We start from the raw sequence: 15,927 nt of genomic DNA on the forward strand, positions 1-15,927 counted from the left end.
CCGAACTGTCCGCTGCCGGGTGCATCATGACGACATGCGCGAGACGTCCGCTCGACTGCTGGCTCTGCTGTCGTTGCTGCAGACCCGGCGCGACTGGTCCGGGGCCGATCTGGCCGAACGGCTCCAGATCACCCCGCGCACCGTGCGCCGTGACGTCGACCGGCTGCGGTCACTGGGCTATCCGGTGGACGGAACGGTCGGCGTCGGCGGCGGGTATCGGCTGGGTGCCGGCGCGGAGATGCCACCCCTGCTGCTGACGGACGACGAGGTGATCGCCGTGGCGCTCGGACTGCAGAGCGGCGCGTCCGCGTCCGTCACCGGCACCGCGGAGTCGTCGATCGGTGCCCTCACCAAGCTGCGGCAGGTGATGCCGTCACGGTTGCGTCACCGACTCGACGCACTGGAGATCGACGTCGTGCAGTCACGTCCGGTGCAGTCGAGCGTCGACGCGTCGGTACTGACGGCACTGGCGACCGTGTGCCAGAACCACGAACGCCTGCGGTTCGACTACCGCACCCACGGCGGGGACACCATGCGGCGTGAGGTGGAGCCGTACCGGCTCGTGCGGTCGGGGTTGCGGTGGTACCTCGTGGGCTGGGACCTCGCCCGTGAGGACTGGCGGTCGTTCCGCGTCGACCGCCTCGATCCGAAGGTGCCGACGGGGCCTCGCTTCACTCCTCGGGCCCTGCCCGAGGGCGGCGCCGCGGAGTTCGTGTCGAGGGGCATCGATCAGGCGTTCTCGGCCGCCCGCGGACGGGTCGTGCTGCACGTGCCGTTCGAACGGATCGAGGACCGCGTCGATCCGCAGTGGGGCACCCTCGCCCGGCTCGACGACGAGCGGTGCGAGGTCTCGATCACCGCGGACACCTACCCGTCGATGGCGCGGTGGCTCGCCGCCTTCGACGTGGACTTCACGGTGTGCGGCCCACAAGAGTTGATCGACGCCTGCCAGGTCGAATCACGGCGACTCGACCGTGTCGCCGCCCGATACGCCCGTGCCCGCGACGAGCACCGCCCGCGTCAGGACTCGTGACCACCGGTGGTCTGCGCCAGTCGGACGAACGCGGCGGCGTCGAGCGTCTCCCCGCGCGCCGACGGGTCGATCCCCGCCTCGACGAGCCGCGTCTCCGCCATGGCCGCCGATCCGGCCCACCCCGCCAGAGCCGCACGTAACGTCTTGCGCCGCTGCGCGAATGCCGCGTCCACGACGGCGAACAGAGTGCGGCGGAACGTCTCGTCCATCGGCCACTGCGGATTCTCGTGCCGATCGACGCGCACCAGACCCGACTCCACCTGAGGCACCGGCCAGAACACCGAACGGCCCACGGCGCCCGCGCGGCGGACGTCGCCGAAGTACGCGGCCTTCACACTCGGCACCCCGTAGGTCTTGCTGCCGGGAGGAGCCGCCAGCCGGTCCGCCACCTCCGACTGCACCATCACCAGCGCGGTGCGCAGGGTGGGGATCAGGGCGAGCAGGTGCAGCAGCACCGGCACCGCCACGTTGTACGGGAGGTTGGCGACCAGTGCTGTCGGCGCGCCGGGAATCTCGTCGCGGCGCACGCGCAGGGCGTCCGCACCGACCACCGCCAACCGGTCGACTCGCGACTCGGCGCGCTCGGCGACGGTCTGCGGAAGACGCTGCGCCAGTACGGGGTCGATCTCGACGGCGACCACGTCGTGCACGACGTCGAGCAACGCCAGGGTCAGCGATCCGAGTCCCGGCCCCACCTCGAGCACCGTGTCGTCCGGACCGACTCCGGCCGCGGTCACGATGCGCCGCACCGTGTTCGCGTCGTGGACGAAGTTCTGGCCGAGGGTCTTGGTGGGCCGGACGCCCAGCTCGGCTGCGAGGGTGCGCACCTCCGCGGGCCCCAGCAGGCGGACGCGTGCCGGACCGGCTGCGGAATCGGACGCCGGCGAATCGGACGTCGGCGGGGAGACGGGAGGTTCGGACACGGGTGGAGCGTATGTCAGCGCAGCCCGAGCCTGCTGGTGCAGGAGGGCCAGGCGCCCCAGCCCTGGGTGCGCTGGGTCTGCGACGCGATCGCGATCTGCTCCTCGCGGGTGGCCAGGTCGGCGCGCGCCGCGTACTTGAGCCCGCCCTGCCGCTCCCAGGTGTTCTGGTCGAACTGCACGCCGCCGAAGAAGCCGTTGCCCGTGTTGATGGCCCAGTTCCCGGTGGCCTCGCACTGCGCGAGGGCGTCCCAGACGGCACCGTTCTCGACCGGTGGCACCTCGGTGCCGGGCTTGGCACCGACGCGCACGGTCTTGGCGACCGGCGGTGTCGTGACGTCGGCCTTCACGAGCGTGCGGGAGACCTCGACACCGTTGACCTTGTTCACCGAGTAGGTCGCGTTCTGCTCGCCCGGAGCGCCGGCGGACTCCTCGATCGTCTTGCTCATGTTCATCGTCGGGTCCTCGATGCGCTGATCCGGCGCGACGACGGGTTCGGTGACGCTGACGGTCTCCGTCCGATCGCGGGTCACCGTGACCACGGCGCCCTCGACGAGCGGCTCGTCCGCCGCGGGGGCGACCGTGTCGTTCTGTTCGAGAGGCGCACCGGCCGCGGCGAGGAACTCGCCGACGGTGGGTGCGGCGAGCCGCATCGGTGCGGGCGACGCGGCCCCGTCGGCGAGGGTCACGGACTTCGGCAGCACGACGTTGACGGAGGCACCGTCGAGCGGCAGCGGGTCGGACTCCGACTCGTCGATGTGGACGTCGGGAGCGATGCCCAACTGATCCTTGGCCTCGGCGACGGTGGAGGCGGTGGTCCACACCGTCGTCGGCGCACCGTCCACGGTGAGAGTCACCTCGCGGGCCCGCTTGAGTGTGACGGTCTCTCCGTCGGCGAGGGTCGCGTCCGCGGCGGGCGCGACCTCGTCCCGCTCGGTGGGCTGATATCCGGCGGCCTCGAGGGCGCTGCGGACGTCGGTGGTCATCGTGGAGAGCTGGACCTGCTGCCCGTCGACGTCGATCGTGACGGTCTTGTGGCGGGCCACGGCGACGCTCGCTCCCACGACGAGTGTGGCGAGAAGCGCGGCCACCACGACGTACAGCAGGCGGGACCGGGCGGAGTTGAGTCTGGCGACGTGCGACATCGTCACCGCGCTCCCGCCCCGGTGGACACGACTGGTCGAACGGACATCACGGACGAATAACGCAACTTCGATTTCCTTGCCGGGTCGAGACGATCACGAGGCCGAGAGGCTCGCATCGGGGTCATACGATCACGATACGGTAACGAGCGGGCACAGGTTCGGCAACTTCACGGCCTCGAGCAGCCCGTCGACCGTTCCTACCTTCCGGTAAGGGTCGTCGCGAGCCCCCCGGCCGATAGGGTCCGAGCCGACTGTTCACCTGCACCAGAACGGAAGGCTCTTCGTGAATCCGACCTCCCCACCGCGATCCGAACGCGGACGGTGGCACCGACTGCGCCGCCTCCCGCCGATCACCGCCGTCGTGGCACTCGTCGCGTTGGTGCTCGCACCCGCAGCGCAGGCCCAGCCGGCGCCCCCGAGCCCGGTGGAGGGTCGCACGTTCGCCATCGCCACCGACGTGACCTTCGCGCCGTTCGAGTTCCAGAACTCCGACGGCCAGTTCGTCGGCATCGACATGGACCTGATCCGAGCGATCGCGGAGGACCAGGGTTTCCAGGTCGACATCCGGCCCCTCGGGTTCGACGCGGCGTTGCAGGCAGTGCAGGCGAACCAGGCCGACGGCGTCATCGCCGGCATGACGATCACGCCGGCACGCGAGGCCGTGTTCGACTTCTCCGAGCCCTACTTCGAGTCCGGCGTGCAGATGGCCGTGCTCGAGAACTCGTCGATCACCTCGTACGACGATCTCTCCGGGCAGCAGGTCGCGGTCAAGAACGGCACCGAGGGCGCCGACTTCGCGGAGAGCATCAAGGCGCAGTACGGCTTCACGACGCGGTACTTCGCCGACTCCGCGAGCATGTACGACGAGGTGCGCACCGGGAACTCGGTCGCCGTGTTCGACGACTACCCGGTGCTGCAGTACGGCATCACCCAGGGGAACGGTCTGAAGACGGTCACGGAGAAGGAATCGCCGAGCAACTACGGGTTCGCCGTGAACAAGGGCGCGAACCCCGAGCTGCTCGCCGCATTCGACACCGGACTGGCCAACCTGCGGTCGTCCGGCCAGTACGACGAGATCCTCGGTACCTACATCGGCGCCGCGGCGGACGAGACGGACAACTCGATCCCCGGACTGATCAAGAGCGAGTACAAGGAACTACTGAAGGGTCTCTGGCTCACCATCGTCCTGACGGTCATCTCCATCGTGCTGGCGCTGATCCTCGGCGCCGTCTTCGGACTCTTCCGGGTGTCGACGAAGGCGTGGCTGCGCGGGATCGGCGCCACCTACGTGGCCATCTTCCGCGGCACGCCACTGCTGGTGCAGGCCTTCTTCATCTACTTCGGCATTCCCGCCGCGCTCAGCTTCCAGATGTCGGCGTTCACCGCCGGCATCATCACGCTGTCGCTCAACGCCGGTGCGTACATGGCGGAGATCGTCCGCGGCGGCATCCTGTCGGTGGACAAGGGCCAGATGGAGGCCTCGCGCAGTCTCGGTATCAGCTACCTGACGTCCATGCGCAAGGTCGTGATGCCACAGGCGATCCGGACGATGATCCCGTCGTACATCAATCAGTTCGTCATCACGCTGAAGGACACCTCGATCCTGTCGGTGATCGGCCTCGCCGAACTCACCCAGTCGGGGCGGATCATCATCGCCCGCAACTTCCAGTCCTTCAACATGTGGCTGATCATCGGCGTCATGTACTTCGTCATCATCATGGCGTTGACGATGCTGTCGAACCGTCTCGAGAAGAGGATCAACAAGTGAGCACCGAGACCACCGCGCCCGACGCCGCTGCGGCCGAGGTCAAGATCCGCGCCATCGGACTGAAGAAGTCGTTCGGCGATCTCGAGGTACTCAAGGGCCTCGACGTCGACGTCCACTCGGGCGAGGTGGTGTGTGTCATCGGCCCGTCCGGTTCCGGCAAGAGCACCTTCCTCCGGTGCCTCAACAAGCTCGAGGACATCACGGGCGGCACGGTCGTGGTCGACGGTTTCGACCTGACCGATCCGAAGGTGAACCTCGACTCCGTGCGCCAGCACATCGGCATGGTGTTCCAGCACTTCAACCTCTTCCCCCACATGAGCGTCATCGAGAACGTGATGCTCGCGCCCGTGGAGACGAAGAAGTCGGACAAGTCGAAGGCGCGCGAGAACGCCGTTCGTCTGCTGGCCCAGGTGGGCCTCGCCGACAAGGAGAACGCGAAGCCGGCGCAGTTGTCCGGTGGGCAGAAGCAGCGCGTCGCCATCGCACGTGCACTGGCGATGGACCCGGACATCATGCTGTTCGACGAGGCCACGAGTGCGCTGGACCCCGAGATGGTCGGCGAGGTCCTGCAGGTCCTCCGCGATCTGGCGAAGGGCGGCATGACGATGGTCGTCGTCACGCACGAGATGGGCTTCGCCCGCGAGGTGTCCGACCGTGTGATCTTCATGGCGGAGGGGTACATCGTCGAGGAGGGTTCGCCGGACGACCTGTTCGGCAACCCGCAGCACGAGCGAACGAAGGACTTCCTCGACAAGGTCCTGTGAGACGCGGGCCCCGCACCGAGAAGCCGCTACACCGACGAGAGGCACGACAGTGAGCGACGACCAAGAGATCATGCAGAAGATCACGGCGAAGATCGACGCTCGGTTGGGTGCGCAGACGAACGGTCTGCAGAACGAGGTGCCGCCCGGAGCGAGCACGCAGGACGACGACGAGGACGGTGAGCGCGGTCCCCTGGGCCGCGACTACCACCTCGCGGGCAAGTACGCGCAGGCTCTGGCCATCAACGAGCCCAGCGTGATCGACCGTGCCGAGTTCGATCGACTGGTGGAGACGTACGGAGACGACGACTGATCCGTCGCCGCGACCCGATCGTGACCTGAGCATCGGTAACGATCGGGTGGTGGTCGCCGACACACCCTTCGACCGCCGAGCAGAACGCTCGGTACGGACACCCTGGAGGCTCGGTGACCACTCTCCCGCGTTCGATGGCCGTTCTCGCCGTGGCGGCCTGCGCCGCCGCCGCCGTGTCGTGCGGTTCCGCCGGTACGACCGGGACGGCGCTCCCCGCCGACGACCCGGCACCCTCGTCGTCCGCTCCGGCCCCCGCACCGGCACCCGCGCCGGAGACGAGGGTGGAGACGCAGACCGAGACGGTCACCGTGCCCGCACCCGCACCGGCGCAGGTCGTGCCGTGCGTGGACCCGAACTCGCTGAATGTGCGCACCGCCGTGGCGAACCTGGGTACCGACTCCCAAGGCGGGGTGTTCGTCATCGACGACCACACTCCCGGCACCAGCGCCGACGGATGCCCGACGCTCGAATGGGCACGGGCGACGGGCGTCGGCATTCAGAACGGGACCGTCCAGTCGCACGTCCTGTTCTTCACCAACGCCGGGACGTATCTGGGAACCGCCACGTCGGATGCGTACAGCTACACCTCGGTGGTGGGTGCGACCGACAGCACGGTCACGGTGCGCTACCGCTGGTTGAACCCCGACGACGCGAACTGCTGCCCGTCGAACACCTCGTTCGTCGAGTTCGACCTCACCGGGAACACCATCACCCCGTACGGCGAGTTCCCGCCCCCGAACTAGACCAGCCGGTAGACCCGCTCGGCCGTGGCGGTCGCCGACGCCGCGACGTCATCAGCAGTTCGGCCGGTTGCCTCGGCCAGCGCACGGGCCGTGTAGGGCAGGCAATACGGCTCGTTCGGAGCACCGCGGAACGGGTGCGGTGTCAGGAACGGCGCATCGGTCTCGAGCAGGTACTGCCCGTCCGGCACCACCTGGGCCGCTTCCCGCAACTCGTGGGAATTCTTGAAGCTCACCGTCCCGGAGAAGCTGAGCACGTAGCCGGCGTCGACACACACCTGCGCCATCTCGGGACCCGACGAGAAGCAGTGGAAGATCACCGTCTCCGGCGCGCCCTCGTCGAGGAGCACCGCGAGAACGTCGTGGTCCGCGTCGCGGTTGTGGATCATGAGCGGCTTGCCGACGCGCTTCGCCAGATCGATGTGCCAGCGGAAGCCCTCGACCTGCTCCTCCACCGCGGCGCAGCCGTCGAGCTTCCCCGGCCAGTAGTAGTCGAGACCGGTCTCCCCCACCGCCACCGTGCGCGGGTCGCGGGCGAGACGCTCGATCTCGGCCTTCACCTCGTCGGTGAGCACATTCGCGCGCGTCGGATGGATCGCGGTGGCGGCGTACACGCGGGAATCCCAGTGCGCCGCAGCGACAGCGAAACGGGCCGCGTCCAGGTCGTCCGCGACGGTGACGACGCGTCCGACGCCCACCGATGCGGAGCGATCGAGGATCGCCGCGACCGACGCTGCATCGGTGGCCCCGCACGCGTCGAGGTGCGTGTGCGCGTCCACGAGCGGTGCGAGCGGAGTGGGCAAGTCGGGGGCGGGACGGTCTCTCGGCACGAAAGATAGAGTAGGCGCACCATGACTGAGACCGGTTCGACCAAGCCTGCGTTCTACATCACGACCGCTATCGCCTACCCGAACGGTGATCCCCACATCGGCCACGCGTACGAGTACATCTCCACCGATGTCCTCGCTCGGTTCAAGCGGCTCGACGGGTTCGACGTGCGGTTCCTGACGGGAACGGACGAGCATGGTCTGAAGATGGCGCAGACGGCGTCGAAGGAGGGCATCTCCACCGCGGATCTCGCGCGTCGGAACTCGGACGCGTTCCAGGCCATGCAGGAGTCGCTGAAGATCACGTTCGACCGGTTCATCCGCACCACGGACGCCGACCACCTCGAGGCCAGCCGCGACCTGTGGCAGAAGATGACCGACAACGGCGACATCTACCTCGACTCGTACAGCGGCTGGTACTCGGTGCGGGACGAGGCGTACTACGCCGAGGGCGAGACCACGCTGCAGGACGACGGTTCCCGCATCGCGACCGAGTCGGGCACCCCGGTGGAGTGGACGGAGGAGTCGACGTACTTCTTCCGGCTGTCCGCGTACCAGGACAAGCTGCTCGCGCTGTACGAGGAGCGTCCCGAGTTCATTCTCCCGGCGGGTCGCCGCAACGAGGTGGCGAGCTTCGTGAAGTCCGGTCTCAAGGACCTGTCGATCTCACGGTCCACCTTCGACTGGGGTGTCCAGGTTCCCGGCGATCCCGACCACGTCATGTACGTGTGGGTCGACGCGTTGACGAACTACCTCACCGGCGTCGGCTACCCCGACACCGACAGCGAGTCGTTCCGGAAGTTCTGGCCGGCCGACGTCCACATGATCGGCAAGGACATCGTGCGATTCCACGCCGTGTTCTGGCCGGCGTTCCTGATGTCGGCAGGTGTCGAATTGCCGAAACGCGTTTTCGCGCACGGCTTCCTGACCAACAAGGGCGAGAAGATGTCCAAGTCGGTGGGCAACGTCGTCAGCCCGGCGGCCTTGATCGAGGAGTACGGCCTGGACTCGTTGCGCTTCTTCCTCCTGCGCGAGGTGTCGTTCGGACAGGACGGCAGCTACAGCCACGAGGCGATCGTCACCAGGATCAACGCCGACCTGGCCAACGAACTGGGGAACCTGGCTCAGCGGTCCCTGTCCATGGTGGCCAAGAACTGCGATGCGCAGGTGCCGACACCCGGCGAGTTCACCGCCGACGACGAGGCGATGCTCGCTCGCGTCGATGCCCTTCACGCCGTGGTGCGCGGCCACATGGACGCCGTCGAGATGCACCTGGCGCTCGACGCGATCTGGTCGGTACTCGCGGAGACCAACCGCTACTTCTCGTCGCAGGAACCGTGGGTTCTGCGCAAGACGGATCCGGCCCGCATGGCGACGGTCCTGTACGTGACCCTCGAGGTGCTCCGCGTGACCGTCCTGCTGACCCAGCCGTTCATGCCCGACAGCACAGCGAAGCTGCTCGATCTGCTCGGGGTGACGCAGCGCGAATTCGACTCGCTGACAACGCGTCTCACGCCCGGCATCGCGCTGCCCAAGCCTACCGGCGTCTTCCCCCGCTACGTCGAACCGGAGGAGTGAGCGGACCGATCGGCGACCGTCGTTCCGACGACGACGAGCAGGATCAGGGCCGTCACGGCCGCACTGACGACGGCCGATCCGGGTACGGCCGTGGCCGCGAGCACGGCCACACCGCCGATCGGCGTCACGATGTTCACCAGCCGTGACGACCGGCGGCGCATCGCCACCATCCAGAACCCCAGCACGAAGACCGCGACCGGAATCGTGATCGCGGCGGAGGACTGACGGTCCGACAGCACTCCGTCACCCTCGATGTGCGCGACAGCCACCTCGATACCCGCGGACACCGCGCCCGCGGCCGCGAACACGAAGTAATGCGTGTAGCCGAAGCTCAGCGAGCGGCCGAGTCTCGCCCCGACCGAATCCTCCTGCGACACCGAGAAGTACAGCCACCACATGCCGGCGACGACGACGAGCGTGGCCATCGCGAGGCCGACGAGTTCGACCGTGTGATCGTGTTCGTTGATGCCGCCGACAATGGCCGTCGCCGAGGCCAGCAACGACTCACCGAGCAGGATGAGGGTGAAGAGACCGTAGCGCTCGGCGATGTGCTCGCCGTGCAGCGGCGTCCGTCCCGCGCGCTCCGCCAGCACCGGGACGGCGAGCTCCGCGGCCACCAGCGCGACGAACCCGAGCACGGCGAGGCTGTCGGGAAGCGCGAGTCGGGCGACCCACAACACCTGCACGACGGTGATGCCCACCGCGTATCGCACGGCGGTGGCGCGGAACTCGCTGTTGCGCAGCCCCGCCCGTATCCACTGACTCACCATCGCCAGTCGCATCACGACATAGCCGATGGTCACCAGGGTGAAGTCGTAGTCGATCATGGCGTCGGAGACACCACTGGCCAGGATCAGCACTCCCGCCATCTGCACGATGGTGGTGACGCGGTACAGCCAGTCGTCGGTGTCGAACGACGTGGCGAACCACGTGAAGTTCATCCACGCCCACCAGATGGCGAAGAACACCATCGCGTAGGCACCGATGCCCGACGCGATGTGGTTCTCTTCCAGCAGATGGGCCAGTTCCACGGAGGCGAACGACACCGCGACGACGAAGACCAGGTCGAAGAACAGTTCCAGCGAACTCGCCGCTCGATGTTCCTCGTTCGGGTCCCGCGGAACCATCGGCCGCAGCGCGAGACTCACCCGTCGGCCAGCTTCTCGAGTTCCTCGAGCGCGGTGTCGAGATGCGTGAGCATGCGCTGCAGCGACGGCACGCTACGCCGATCTCCGACGAGTCCGAAGTTGACGTTGTCGGCGTTGGTCGCGAGCGTGATGTTGAGCGCCTGCCCGTCCAGCACGATCGACGCCGGATAGACACCGTCGAGTTTCGCACCGTTCCAGTACATCTCGGTCGTCGGACCGGGCACATTCGAGATGATCACGTTGAACGGAGGCGGTGTGTTGCGCACGAAGCCCGGCACCGGTGTGAGCAGCAGCGGGGCCATCACGGCCGCGCCGTAGCTGAGCGCCTGTAGCGGAGACAGGGTGCGCATCATCGCCTTCGACTCGTTCATCGACGAGACGACGGCGGCGAGTCGGCGTTCCGGATCGGGTTGATCGGTACCGAGGTTGCAGAGCACCGTGGTGACGGCGTTACCGCCGTCCGCGTCCGCGCCGGCCTCCCGCATGGACACCGGCACCATCGCGATCAGCGGCTGGTCGGGCAGTGCGTTGCGGTCGATGAGATAGGACCGCAGCGCCCCGGAGCACATCGTCAGCACCACGTCGTTCAACGTGACCCCCAGCGCTGCCGCGATGTCCTTCATCCGCGACTTGGACCACTGCTGCGAGGCGAAGCGGCGTGCCCCGCCGATCGGCACGTTGAGCATCGTCCGCGGTGCGGTCAGAGGCAGCACCATCTCGTTGCCGCGCAGCTTGTTCAGACCGATCCGGGCCGCGGCGGGTCCGACCCCGGCGAGCTCACCGGCCGCCTTGACGCCCGTGGACAGCAGCGACAGGACGCCACCGTCGTCGACCTTCGCGACCTCGGTGCTCTTCTTCTTCGGCCGCTCGAACAGCGCCGGGTCCCAGATCGGGCCGCAGTCACGGGCCTCGGGATCGGTGGTCAGGGTGCGCTCGAACAACTTGAGCGCCGAGACACCGTCGACCAGCGAGTGGTGGATCTTGCTGTAGAGCGCGACGCGGCCGTCGGCCAGGCCCTCGATGATGTGCAGCTCCCACATCGGGCGATGCCGATCGAGCGGCGCACTGTGCTCGGCGGAGATGTAGCGCAGCAGCTCGCGGATGCGGCCCGGCCGCGGCAGCATGATGCGCCGGACGTGATGCTCGAAGTCGAGCTCCTCGTCGTAGATCCAGCGCACGGTGCCCATGAAGTTCACCGGCGGAGCCGGCCGCTTGCGGAACAGTTTGTAGACGTCGGTGGCGGCCTGGAACGTCTCGTAGAGCTGCATCCCGAAGTCGTCGCCGGCGTCCTCCGGGGGCACGAACAGCTGCAGTCCCCCGACGTGCATGGGGTGCTCGCGCGTCTCGGCCAGTAGGAACATGGACTCTGTGACCGGCATGAAGGGCATGGGGGCGGACCTCTCTCGAACTGCGGAACCGCGTGGTCACGGTGCGGCTCACCTGCAGGTTCACTGTGCTACCCGGAAGTAACGAACCCACAACTATTGCGACAACGTGGGGTCACGGTGTGACCCCGGCAACAACTATTCCTCGAGAAGTGTTTCGTTTCGGCCCTATCGTGCGATTCCCAGTACGAGCAAGGAAGTGGAGGGCCACCCATGAGCATCGCCTCGGCCGAGATGACCGCACCGTCGTCGCTGACACGCACGTCCGCCAGTCGCCGGGTGCGACGCGCCCTCGGCGTCGGCACCGCCGTGGACCGCCAGGAGTTCGAGGGCGGCAGCATGCAGTCCAAGCTTCTCGCCGCGTACCTGCGCCGCACGGTCCGCCCTTTCCTGGGCGTGTGGGCCCGGACCCACAGCCTGCCGTGGCCCATGTCGATGGTCGACCAGGCCGGCCGACTCCTCCCACCCGTGGGTGACACCACCGTCGCGCCCGTGCGGCTCGACGAATGCCGGGCAGAGTGGGTCCGCACGGACAGCCCGCGTCGTGTCGGTGCCGGCGGCAGGTCCGAGCGACCGACCCGCCGCGCGGACCGCGATCGCGTGATCCTGTATCTCCACGGCGGCGCGTTCGTGGTGTGCGGCCTCAACAGCCACCGTCGGCTCGTCTCGCGCATCGCCCAGTCCACCGGTGCCGACGTGCTGTCGGTCGACTACCGGATGATGCCGCGCAACCCCATCTCGCACGCGGTGGAGGACGGGGTCGACGGCTTCCGCTACCTGCTCGACGCGGGGTACCTGCCCGAACAGATCTTCATCGCCGGTGACTCCGCCGGCGGTTACCTGGCCTTCATGGTGGCGCTCGCCCTGCAGAGCCAGGGTCTGCCGCCCGCGGGCGGCATCATCGCCCTGTCTCCGCTCACCGATCTCGATCCGACGCGGAAGATGTTGCATCCCAACGCGTCCCTGTGCTCGGTCTTCCCCAAGGGCGCCGTGCCGGCGCTCACCGAGCTGGCGGACGAGGTCGAGGCCCGCATCGTCGTGGACGGCAAGCGTGGTCCCCGCGTCTGTCCCGTCGACGCGGACCTGTCCGCCCTCCCGCCGGTCCTGATCCAGGTCGGATCCACCGAGATGGTCTACGCCGACTCGGAACTGATGGCGGAGCGCCTGGCGGACGCCGGAATCGAGTGCCGTCTCCAGGTGTGGCAGGACCAGGTGCACGTGTTCCACGCCGCGGACTTCGTTCCCGAGTCGGCGCGGGCGATCGCGGAGATCGCCGTCTTCGTCGACGAGCAGGTCCGCCGCGGCACAGTTCCCCTGGCCGGCACCGGGACATGATCACGACACCGACCCAAACCGCCCTGTAGGTGTGGACGGTCGGTTACATTCACGCCATGGCTGTCAGCGGAAACAGAGAAGTCGAGATCGAGGCACCACCGGCCGACGTGCTCGCGGTCATCGCGGACCTCGAGGGTCTGCCGGCCTGGTCGTCGATCCACAAGAAGGTCTCGGTGCGCGAGCGTGACGATCAGGGTCGTCCCGTCCTCGCCGACATGACCGTCGCCGTCATGGGATTCACCGACGAGCAGGTGCTGCGCTTCACGTGGTCCGACATGTCGGTGGAATGGGACGTCGTCGAGAGCACCCAGCAGAAGTCGCAGCACGCGGAGTACCGCCTCAGCGAGACCGACAAGGGCACCCACCTCGAGTTCGAGATCACGCTCGACCCGAAGATCCCCGTGCCGGGATTCATCGTCAAGCGCGGGACCAAGTCCGTGCTCGAGACGGCGACCGACGGACTGCGCCAGCAGGTCGTCGGCTGACGTCGCGGCGTCGGCGTCAGCCGCGCGCGGCCAGCACCGCTTCGTAGAGCGCACGCTTGGACACGTCCGCCGCCGTCGTGGTGGCCACCCGTGCGCACGCGTCCTTGAGGCCGAGCCCGGCGGACACGAGATCCTCCACCTGCGCGACGAGGTCGGCGGGATCCGCACTGACGGGCTCGGCTCCGGCCAGGACCACCGTGATCTCGCCGCGCACGCCGTCGGCGGCCCACGCGGCCAACTCCCCCAGCGTCCCTCGCTTCACTTCCTCGTAGGTCTTGGTCAACTCCCGGCACACCGCGGCGCGCCGATCGGGGCCGAGTACCTCGGACGCGTCGGCGAGGCAGTCCGCGATGCGGTGCGGGGCCTCGAAGAACACGACGGCGCGGCTCTCCGTCGTCAGCGTGCGCATCCACGCCTGCCGGGGACCACGCTTGCGAGGGGCGAACCCGTCGAAGCAGAAGCGCTCGACCGGCAACCCCGACAGGGCCAGTGCGGTGGTCACGGCAGACGGCCCGGGCAGGCAGGTCACGCCGATCCCCGCCTCGGCGCACGCGGCGACCAGTCGGTAACCCGGGTCGCTCACGGAGGGCATACCGGCGTCGGTGACCAGCAGGACCCGCCGTCCCTCGCGCATCTCGGCGAGCAACAGGGGAACCCGATCGACCTCGACCTGGTCGTAGAAACTGACGACGCGACCGGTGATCTGCACACCGAGTGCCGTGGCCAGGGACTTCGTGCGGCGCGTGTCCTCCGCCGCGACGACGTCGGCCGTGGCCAGTGCGTCGCGCAGTCGGGGCGACGCGTCTGCGGGGTCCCCCATCGGTGTCGCACCGAGTACCAGCACGCGTCGTCCTCATCTCGCTCGTCGGTCACGACCGCGGTCGCCGTCGGCATCTAGCCTACGATCGAATCGTGACCCTCGTGACCGCGCGTATCCCCACCGGTCGCGACGGTTCCGACGAGTACCTCACCGCGCCGCGCCCGGCTCTCCCGCCCGCAGTGTTCGGGCCCACCGACCGCATGCGCGGATGGATCGTCACCGCGGTCCTCACGGTGCTCGCGGCCGTCACCCGCTTCACGATGCTCGGCTATCCGACCGACGCCGGCACCCCGGTGTTCGACGAGAAGCACTATGCCCCGCAGGGCTACCAGGTTCTCACCGGCGGCGGCGTCGAGGACAACCCGGCCTACGGCCTCGTCGTCCACCCGCCCGTCGGCAAGCAGCTGATCGCCGTCGGCGAGGCACTGTTCGGCTACACCGGATGGGGTTGGCGGCTGTCGTCGGCCGTCTTCGGTGTGATCCTCGTTCTCCTCGTCGTCCGCATCGTGCGCCGCATGACGCGGTCGACGCTGCTGGGCGCGATCGCCGGGATCCTCATGATCGTGGACGGCGTCACGTTCGTGACGTCCCGAGTCGGCATGCTCGACATCTTCATGGTGGTGTTCGTCGTCGCCGCGTTCGGCGCTCTGGTCCGCGACCGGGACGACGTCCGGGAGCGGTTGCACCGGGTCGCCGTCGAGGGCCGCATGGAGATGACCACGTGGGGCCCGCGTCTCGGCGTCCGCTGGTGGCGGTTCGGCGGCGGACTCCTGCTCGGTCTGGCGTGCGGAACGAAGTGGTCGGGCATCTACTTCGTCGCGTTCTTCGGACTGCTCAGCGTCGCCTTCGACGTCGCGGCGCGTCGCCAGTACGGGGTCACCCGGCCGTGGGTCGGCACCGCCGTGCGCGACGTCGGACCCGCGCTGTACGCGCTGGTGGCGATTCCGCTCGTCGTCTATCTGGCCACCTACGCCGGCTGGTTCGCGAGTGAGACCGGCGTCGACCGGAACGCCGTGGGCACCGACATCGGGACGGGCGGACCGTTCTCGTTCGTGCCCGCCGCTCTGCGCTCGCTCTGGTACTACAGCGGCAACGTCCTCGACTTCCACGCCGGACTGACCAACTCGGCCGGTAACCGCCACCCGTGGGAGTCCAAGCCGTGGACGTGGCCGATGGGTCTGCGGCCGATGCTCTACTACTTCGCCGACGGGCAGCAGATCACCGGTTGTTCGACGGGCGGCAACTGCGTCAAGGCCGTCATGCTCATCGGCACGCCTGCTCTGTGGTGGGTCGCGTTCCCGATGCTCGGCTGGGCGCTGTGGAGCACCGTGGCCCGCCGCGACTGGCGCTACGCCGCCGTGCTCGTCGGCTACGGCGCCGGCATCCTGCCGTGGTTCCTCACCCTCGACCGTCAGATGTACTTCTTCTACGCCGCGGCGCTCGCGCCCTTCCTCGTCATGGGCGTCACCCTGGTCCTCGGCGACATCCTCGGGCGAGGACTCCGCGGTGGGCAGGGTCGCGAGCGCCGCACGCTCGGTCTGCTGCTGGTCTCGCTGTACGTCGCCGTGGTGATCGCCAACTTCGTGTGGCTCTGGCCGATCCTCACGGGTCTGCCCATCAGTCAGGAGACGTGGCAGCAGCAGCTCTGGTTGCCGAGCTGGCGCTGACC

Annotated in this window: 15 protein-coding genes; 9 read left to right on the forward strand and 6 right to left on the reverse strand. The window is 68.2% G+C overall.

Annotated elements, in window-relative coordinates:
* Positions 1-34 precede the first annotated feature (34 nt).
* On the forward strand, positions 35-1,033 hold the full coding sequence (locus HQ306_RS03485; RefSeq protein WP_222627624.1) for a YafY family protein: 999 nt from the start codon (positions 35-37) through the stop codon (positions 1,031-1,033).
* Here HQ306_RS03485 and rsmA read toward each other — a convergent pair.
* Together rsmA and HQ306_RS03495 are read right to left on the reverse strand one after the other, a co-directional pair.
* Positions 1,021-1,878, reverse strand: a complete 858-nt coding sequence (gene rsmA, locus HQ306_RS03490) for a 16S rRNA (adenine(1518)-N(6)/adenine(1519)-N(6))-dimethyltransferase RsmA (protein WP_051613059.1) — start codon at positions 1,876-1,878, stop codon at positions 1,021-1,023. The genes HQ306_RS03485 and rsmA overlap by 13 nt on opposite strands.
* A gap of 92 nt (positions 1,879-1,970) precedes the next feature.
* The gene (locus tag HQ306_RS03495) at positions 1,971-3,098 is read right to left on the reverse strand and encodes a resuscitation-promoting factor (protein WP_222629006.1); all 1,128 of its coding nucleotides are present in this window, start codon (positions 3,096-3,098) and stop codon (positions 1,971-1,973) included.
* A 379-nt stretch (positions 3,099-3,477) separates the two neighbouring features.
* Here HQ306_RS03495 and HQ306_RS03500 point away from each other — a divergent pair, with 379 nt between their 5' ends.
* The 4 genes from HQ306_RS03500 (at position 3,478) to HQ306_RS03515 (ending at position 6,683) form a co-directional block, all read left to right on the forward strand.
* On the forward strand, positions 3,478-4,866 hold the full coding sequence (locus HQ306_RS03500) for an amino acid ABC transporter substrate-binding protein/permease (RefSeq protein WP_373425295.1): 1,389 nt from the start codon (positions 3,478-3,480) through the stop codon (positions 4,864-4,866).
* Positions 4,863-5,630 (forward strand): amino acid ABC transporter ATP-binding protein, encoded by a 768-nt coding sequence (locus tag HQ306_RS03505; protein ID WP_081821039.1) that lies wholly within the window; start codon positions 4,863-4,865, stop codon positions 5,628-5,630. The genes HQ306_RS03500 and HQ306_RS03505 overlap by 4 nt, the downstream gene beginning before the upstream one ends.
* Positions 5,631-5,679: 49 nt before the next feature.
* Positions 5,680-5,940, forward strand: coding sequence for a hypothetical protein (locus tag HQ306_RS03510; protein WP_027504090.1), 261 nt, complete (start codon positions 5,680-5,682; stop codon positions 5,938-5,940).
* A gap of 113 nt (positions 5,941-6,053) precedes the next feature.
* Positions 6,054-6,683, forward strand: a complete 630-nt coding sequence (locus HQ306_RS03515; RefSeq protein WP_222627626.1) for an LppP/LprE family lipoprotein — start codon at positions 6,054-6,056, stop codon at positions 6,681-6,683.
* Here HQ306_RS03515 and HQ306_RS03520 read toward each other — a convergent pair.
* Entirely contained in the window at positions 6,680-7,510 is an 831-nt protein-coding gene (locus HQ306_RS03520; RefSeq protein WP_222627628.1) for a TatD family hydrolase, read from the reverse strand. The two genes, HQ306_RS03515 and HQ306_RS03520, sit on opposite strands and share 4 nt — an antisense overlap.
* Positions 7,511-7,531: 21 nt before the next feature.
* Between HQ306_RS03520 and metG the strand changes: the two genes are divergently transcribed.
* Positions 7,532-9,085, forward strand: coding sequence for a methionine--tRNA ligase (gene metG / locus HQ306_RS03525; protein WP_222627630.1), 1,554 nt, complete (start codon positions 7,532-7,534; stop codon positions 9,083-9,085).
* Here metG and HQ306_RS03530 read toward each other — a convergent pair.
* Together HQ306_RS03530 and HQ306_RS03535 are read right to left on the reverse strand one after the other, a co-directional pair.
* Positions 9,064-10,233 (reverse strand): low temperature requirement protein A, encoded by a 1,170-nt coding sequence (locus HQ306_RS03530; protein ID WP_308115372.1) that lies wholly within the window; start codon positions 10,231-10,233, stop codon positions 9,064-9,066. The genes metG and HQ306_RS03530 overlap by 22 nt on opposite strands.
* Positions 10,230-11,621 carry a wax ester/triacylglycerol synthase family O-acyltransferase gene (locus tag HQ306_RS03535; protein ID WP_222627632.1) on the reverse strand — a complete coding sequence of 464 codons (1,392 nt, stop codon included), beginning with the start codon at positions 11,619-11,621 and terminating at the stop codon, positions 10,230-10,232. The genes HQ306_RS03530 and HQ306_RS03535 overlap by 4 nt, the downstream gene beginning before the upstream one ends.
* Before the next feature lie 336 nt (positions 11,622-11,957).
* On the opposite strand from HQ306_RS03535, the gene HQ306_RS03540 reads away from it, so the two are divergent.
* The gene (locus tag HQ306_RS03540) at positions 11,958-12,953 is read left to right on the forward strand and encodes an alpha/beta hydrolase (RefSeq protein WP_374197731.1); all 996 of its coding nucleotides are present in this window, start codon (positions 11,958-11,960) and stop codon (positions 12,951-12,953) included.
* Positions 12,954-13,009: 56 nt separating this feature from the next.
* Positions 13,010-13,438 (forward strand): SRPBCC family protein, encoded by a 429-nt coding sequence (locus HQ306_RS03545; protein WP_222627634.1) that lies wholly within the window; start codon positions 13,010-13,012, stop codon positions 13,436-13,438.
* A 16-nt stretch (positions 13,439-13,454) separates the two neighbouring features.
* On the opposite strand, the gene rsmI is transcribed toward HQ306_RS03545, so the two are convergent.
* The gene (gene rsmI / locus HQ306_RS03550) at positions 13,455-14,282 is read right to left on the reverse strand and encodes a 16S rRNA (cytidine(1402)-2'-O)-methyltransferase (protein WP_308115371.1); all 828 of its coding nucleotides are present in this window, start codon (positions 14,280-14,282) and stop codon (positions 13,455-13,457) included.
* A 176-nt stretch (positions 14,283-14,458) separates the two neighbouring features.
* Between rsmI and HQ306_RS03555 the strand changes: the two genes are divergently transcribed.
* The gene (locus tag HQ306_RS03555) at positions 14,459-15,925 is read left to right on the forward strand and encodes a dolichyl-phosphate-mannose--protein mannosyltransferase (RefSeq protein WP_222629038.1); all 1,467 of its coding nucleotides are present in this window, start codon (positions 14,459-14,461) and stop codon (positions 15,923-15,925) included.
* Positions 15,926-15,927 lie beyond the last annotated feature (2 nt).

The sequence above is a fragment of the Rhodococcus sp. BP-160 genome (assembly GCF_019836205.1).
Lineage (GTDB): Bacteria > Actinomycetota > Actinomycetes > Mycobacteriales > Mycobacteriaceae > Rhodococcoides.

Coding starts and splice junctions, on each gene's coding strand:
- HQ306_RS03555 (WP_222629038.1), top strand. CDS start 14,459: ATGCGCGGATGGATCGTCACCGCGGTCCTCACGGTGCTCGCGGCCGTC.
- HQ306_RS03485 (WP_222627624.1), top strand. CDS start 35: ATGCGCGAGACGTCCGCTCGACTGCTGGCTCTGCTGTCGTTGCTGCAG.
- HQ306_RS03540 (WP_374197731.1), top strand. CDS start 11,958: ATGCAGTCCAAGCTTCTCGCCGCGTACCTGCGCCGCACGGTCCGCCCT.
- HQ306_RS03545 (WP_222627634.1), top strand. CDS start 13,010: ATGGCTGTCAGCGGAAACAGAGAAGTCGAGATCGAGGCACCACCGGCC.
- HQ306_RS03495 (WP_222629006.1), bottom strand. CDS start 3,098: ATGTCGCACGTCGCCAGACTCAACTCCGCCCGGTCCCGCCTGCTGTAC.
- HQ306_RS03535 (WP_222627632.1), bottom strand. CDS start 11,621: ATGCCCTTCATGCCGGTCACAGAGTCCATGTTCCTACTGGCCGAGACG.
- metG (WP_222627630.1), top strand. CDS start 7,532: ATGACTGAGACCGGTTCGACCAAGCCTGCGTTCTACATCACGACCGCT.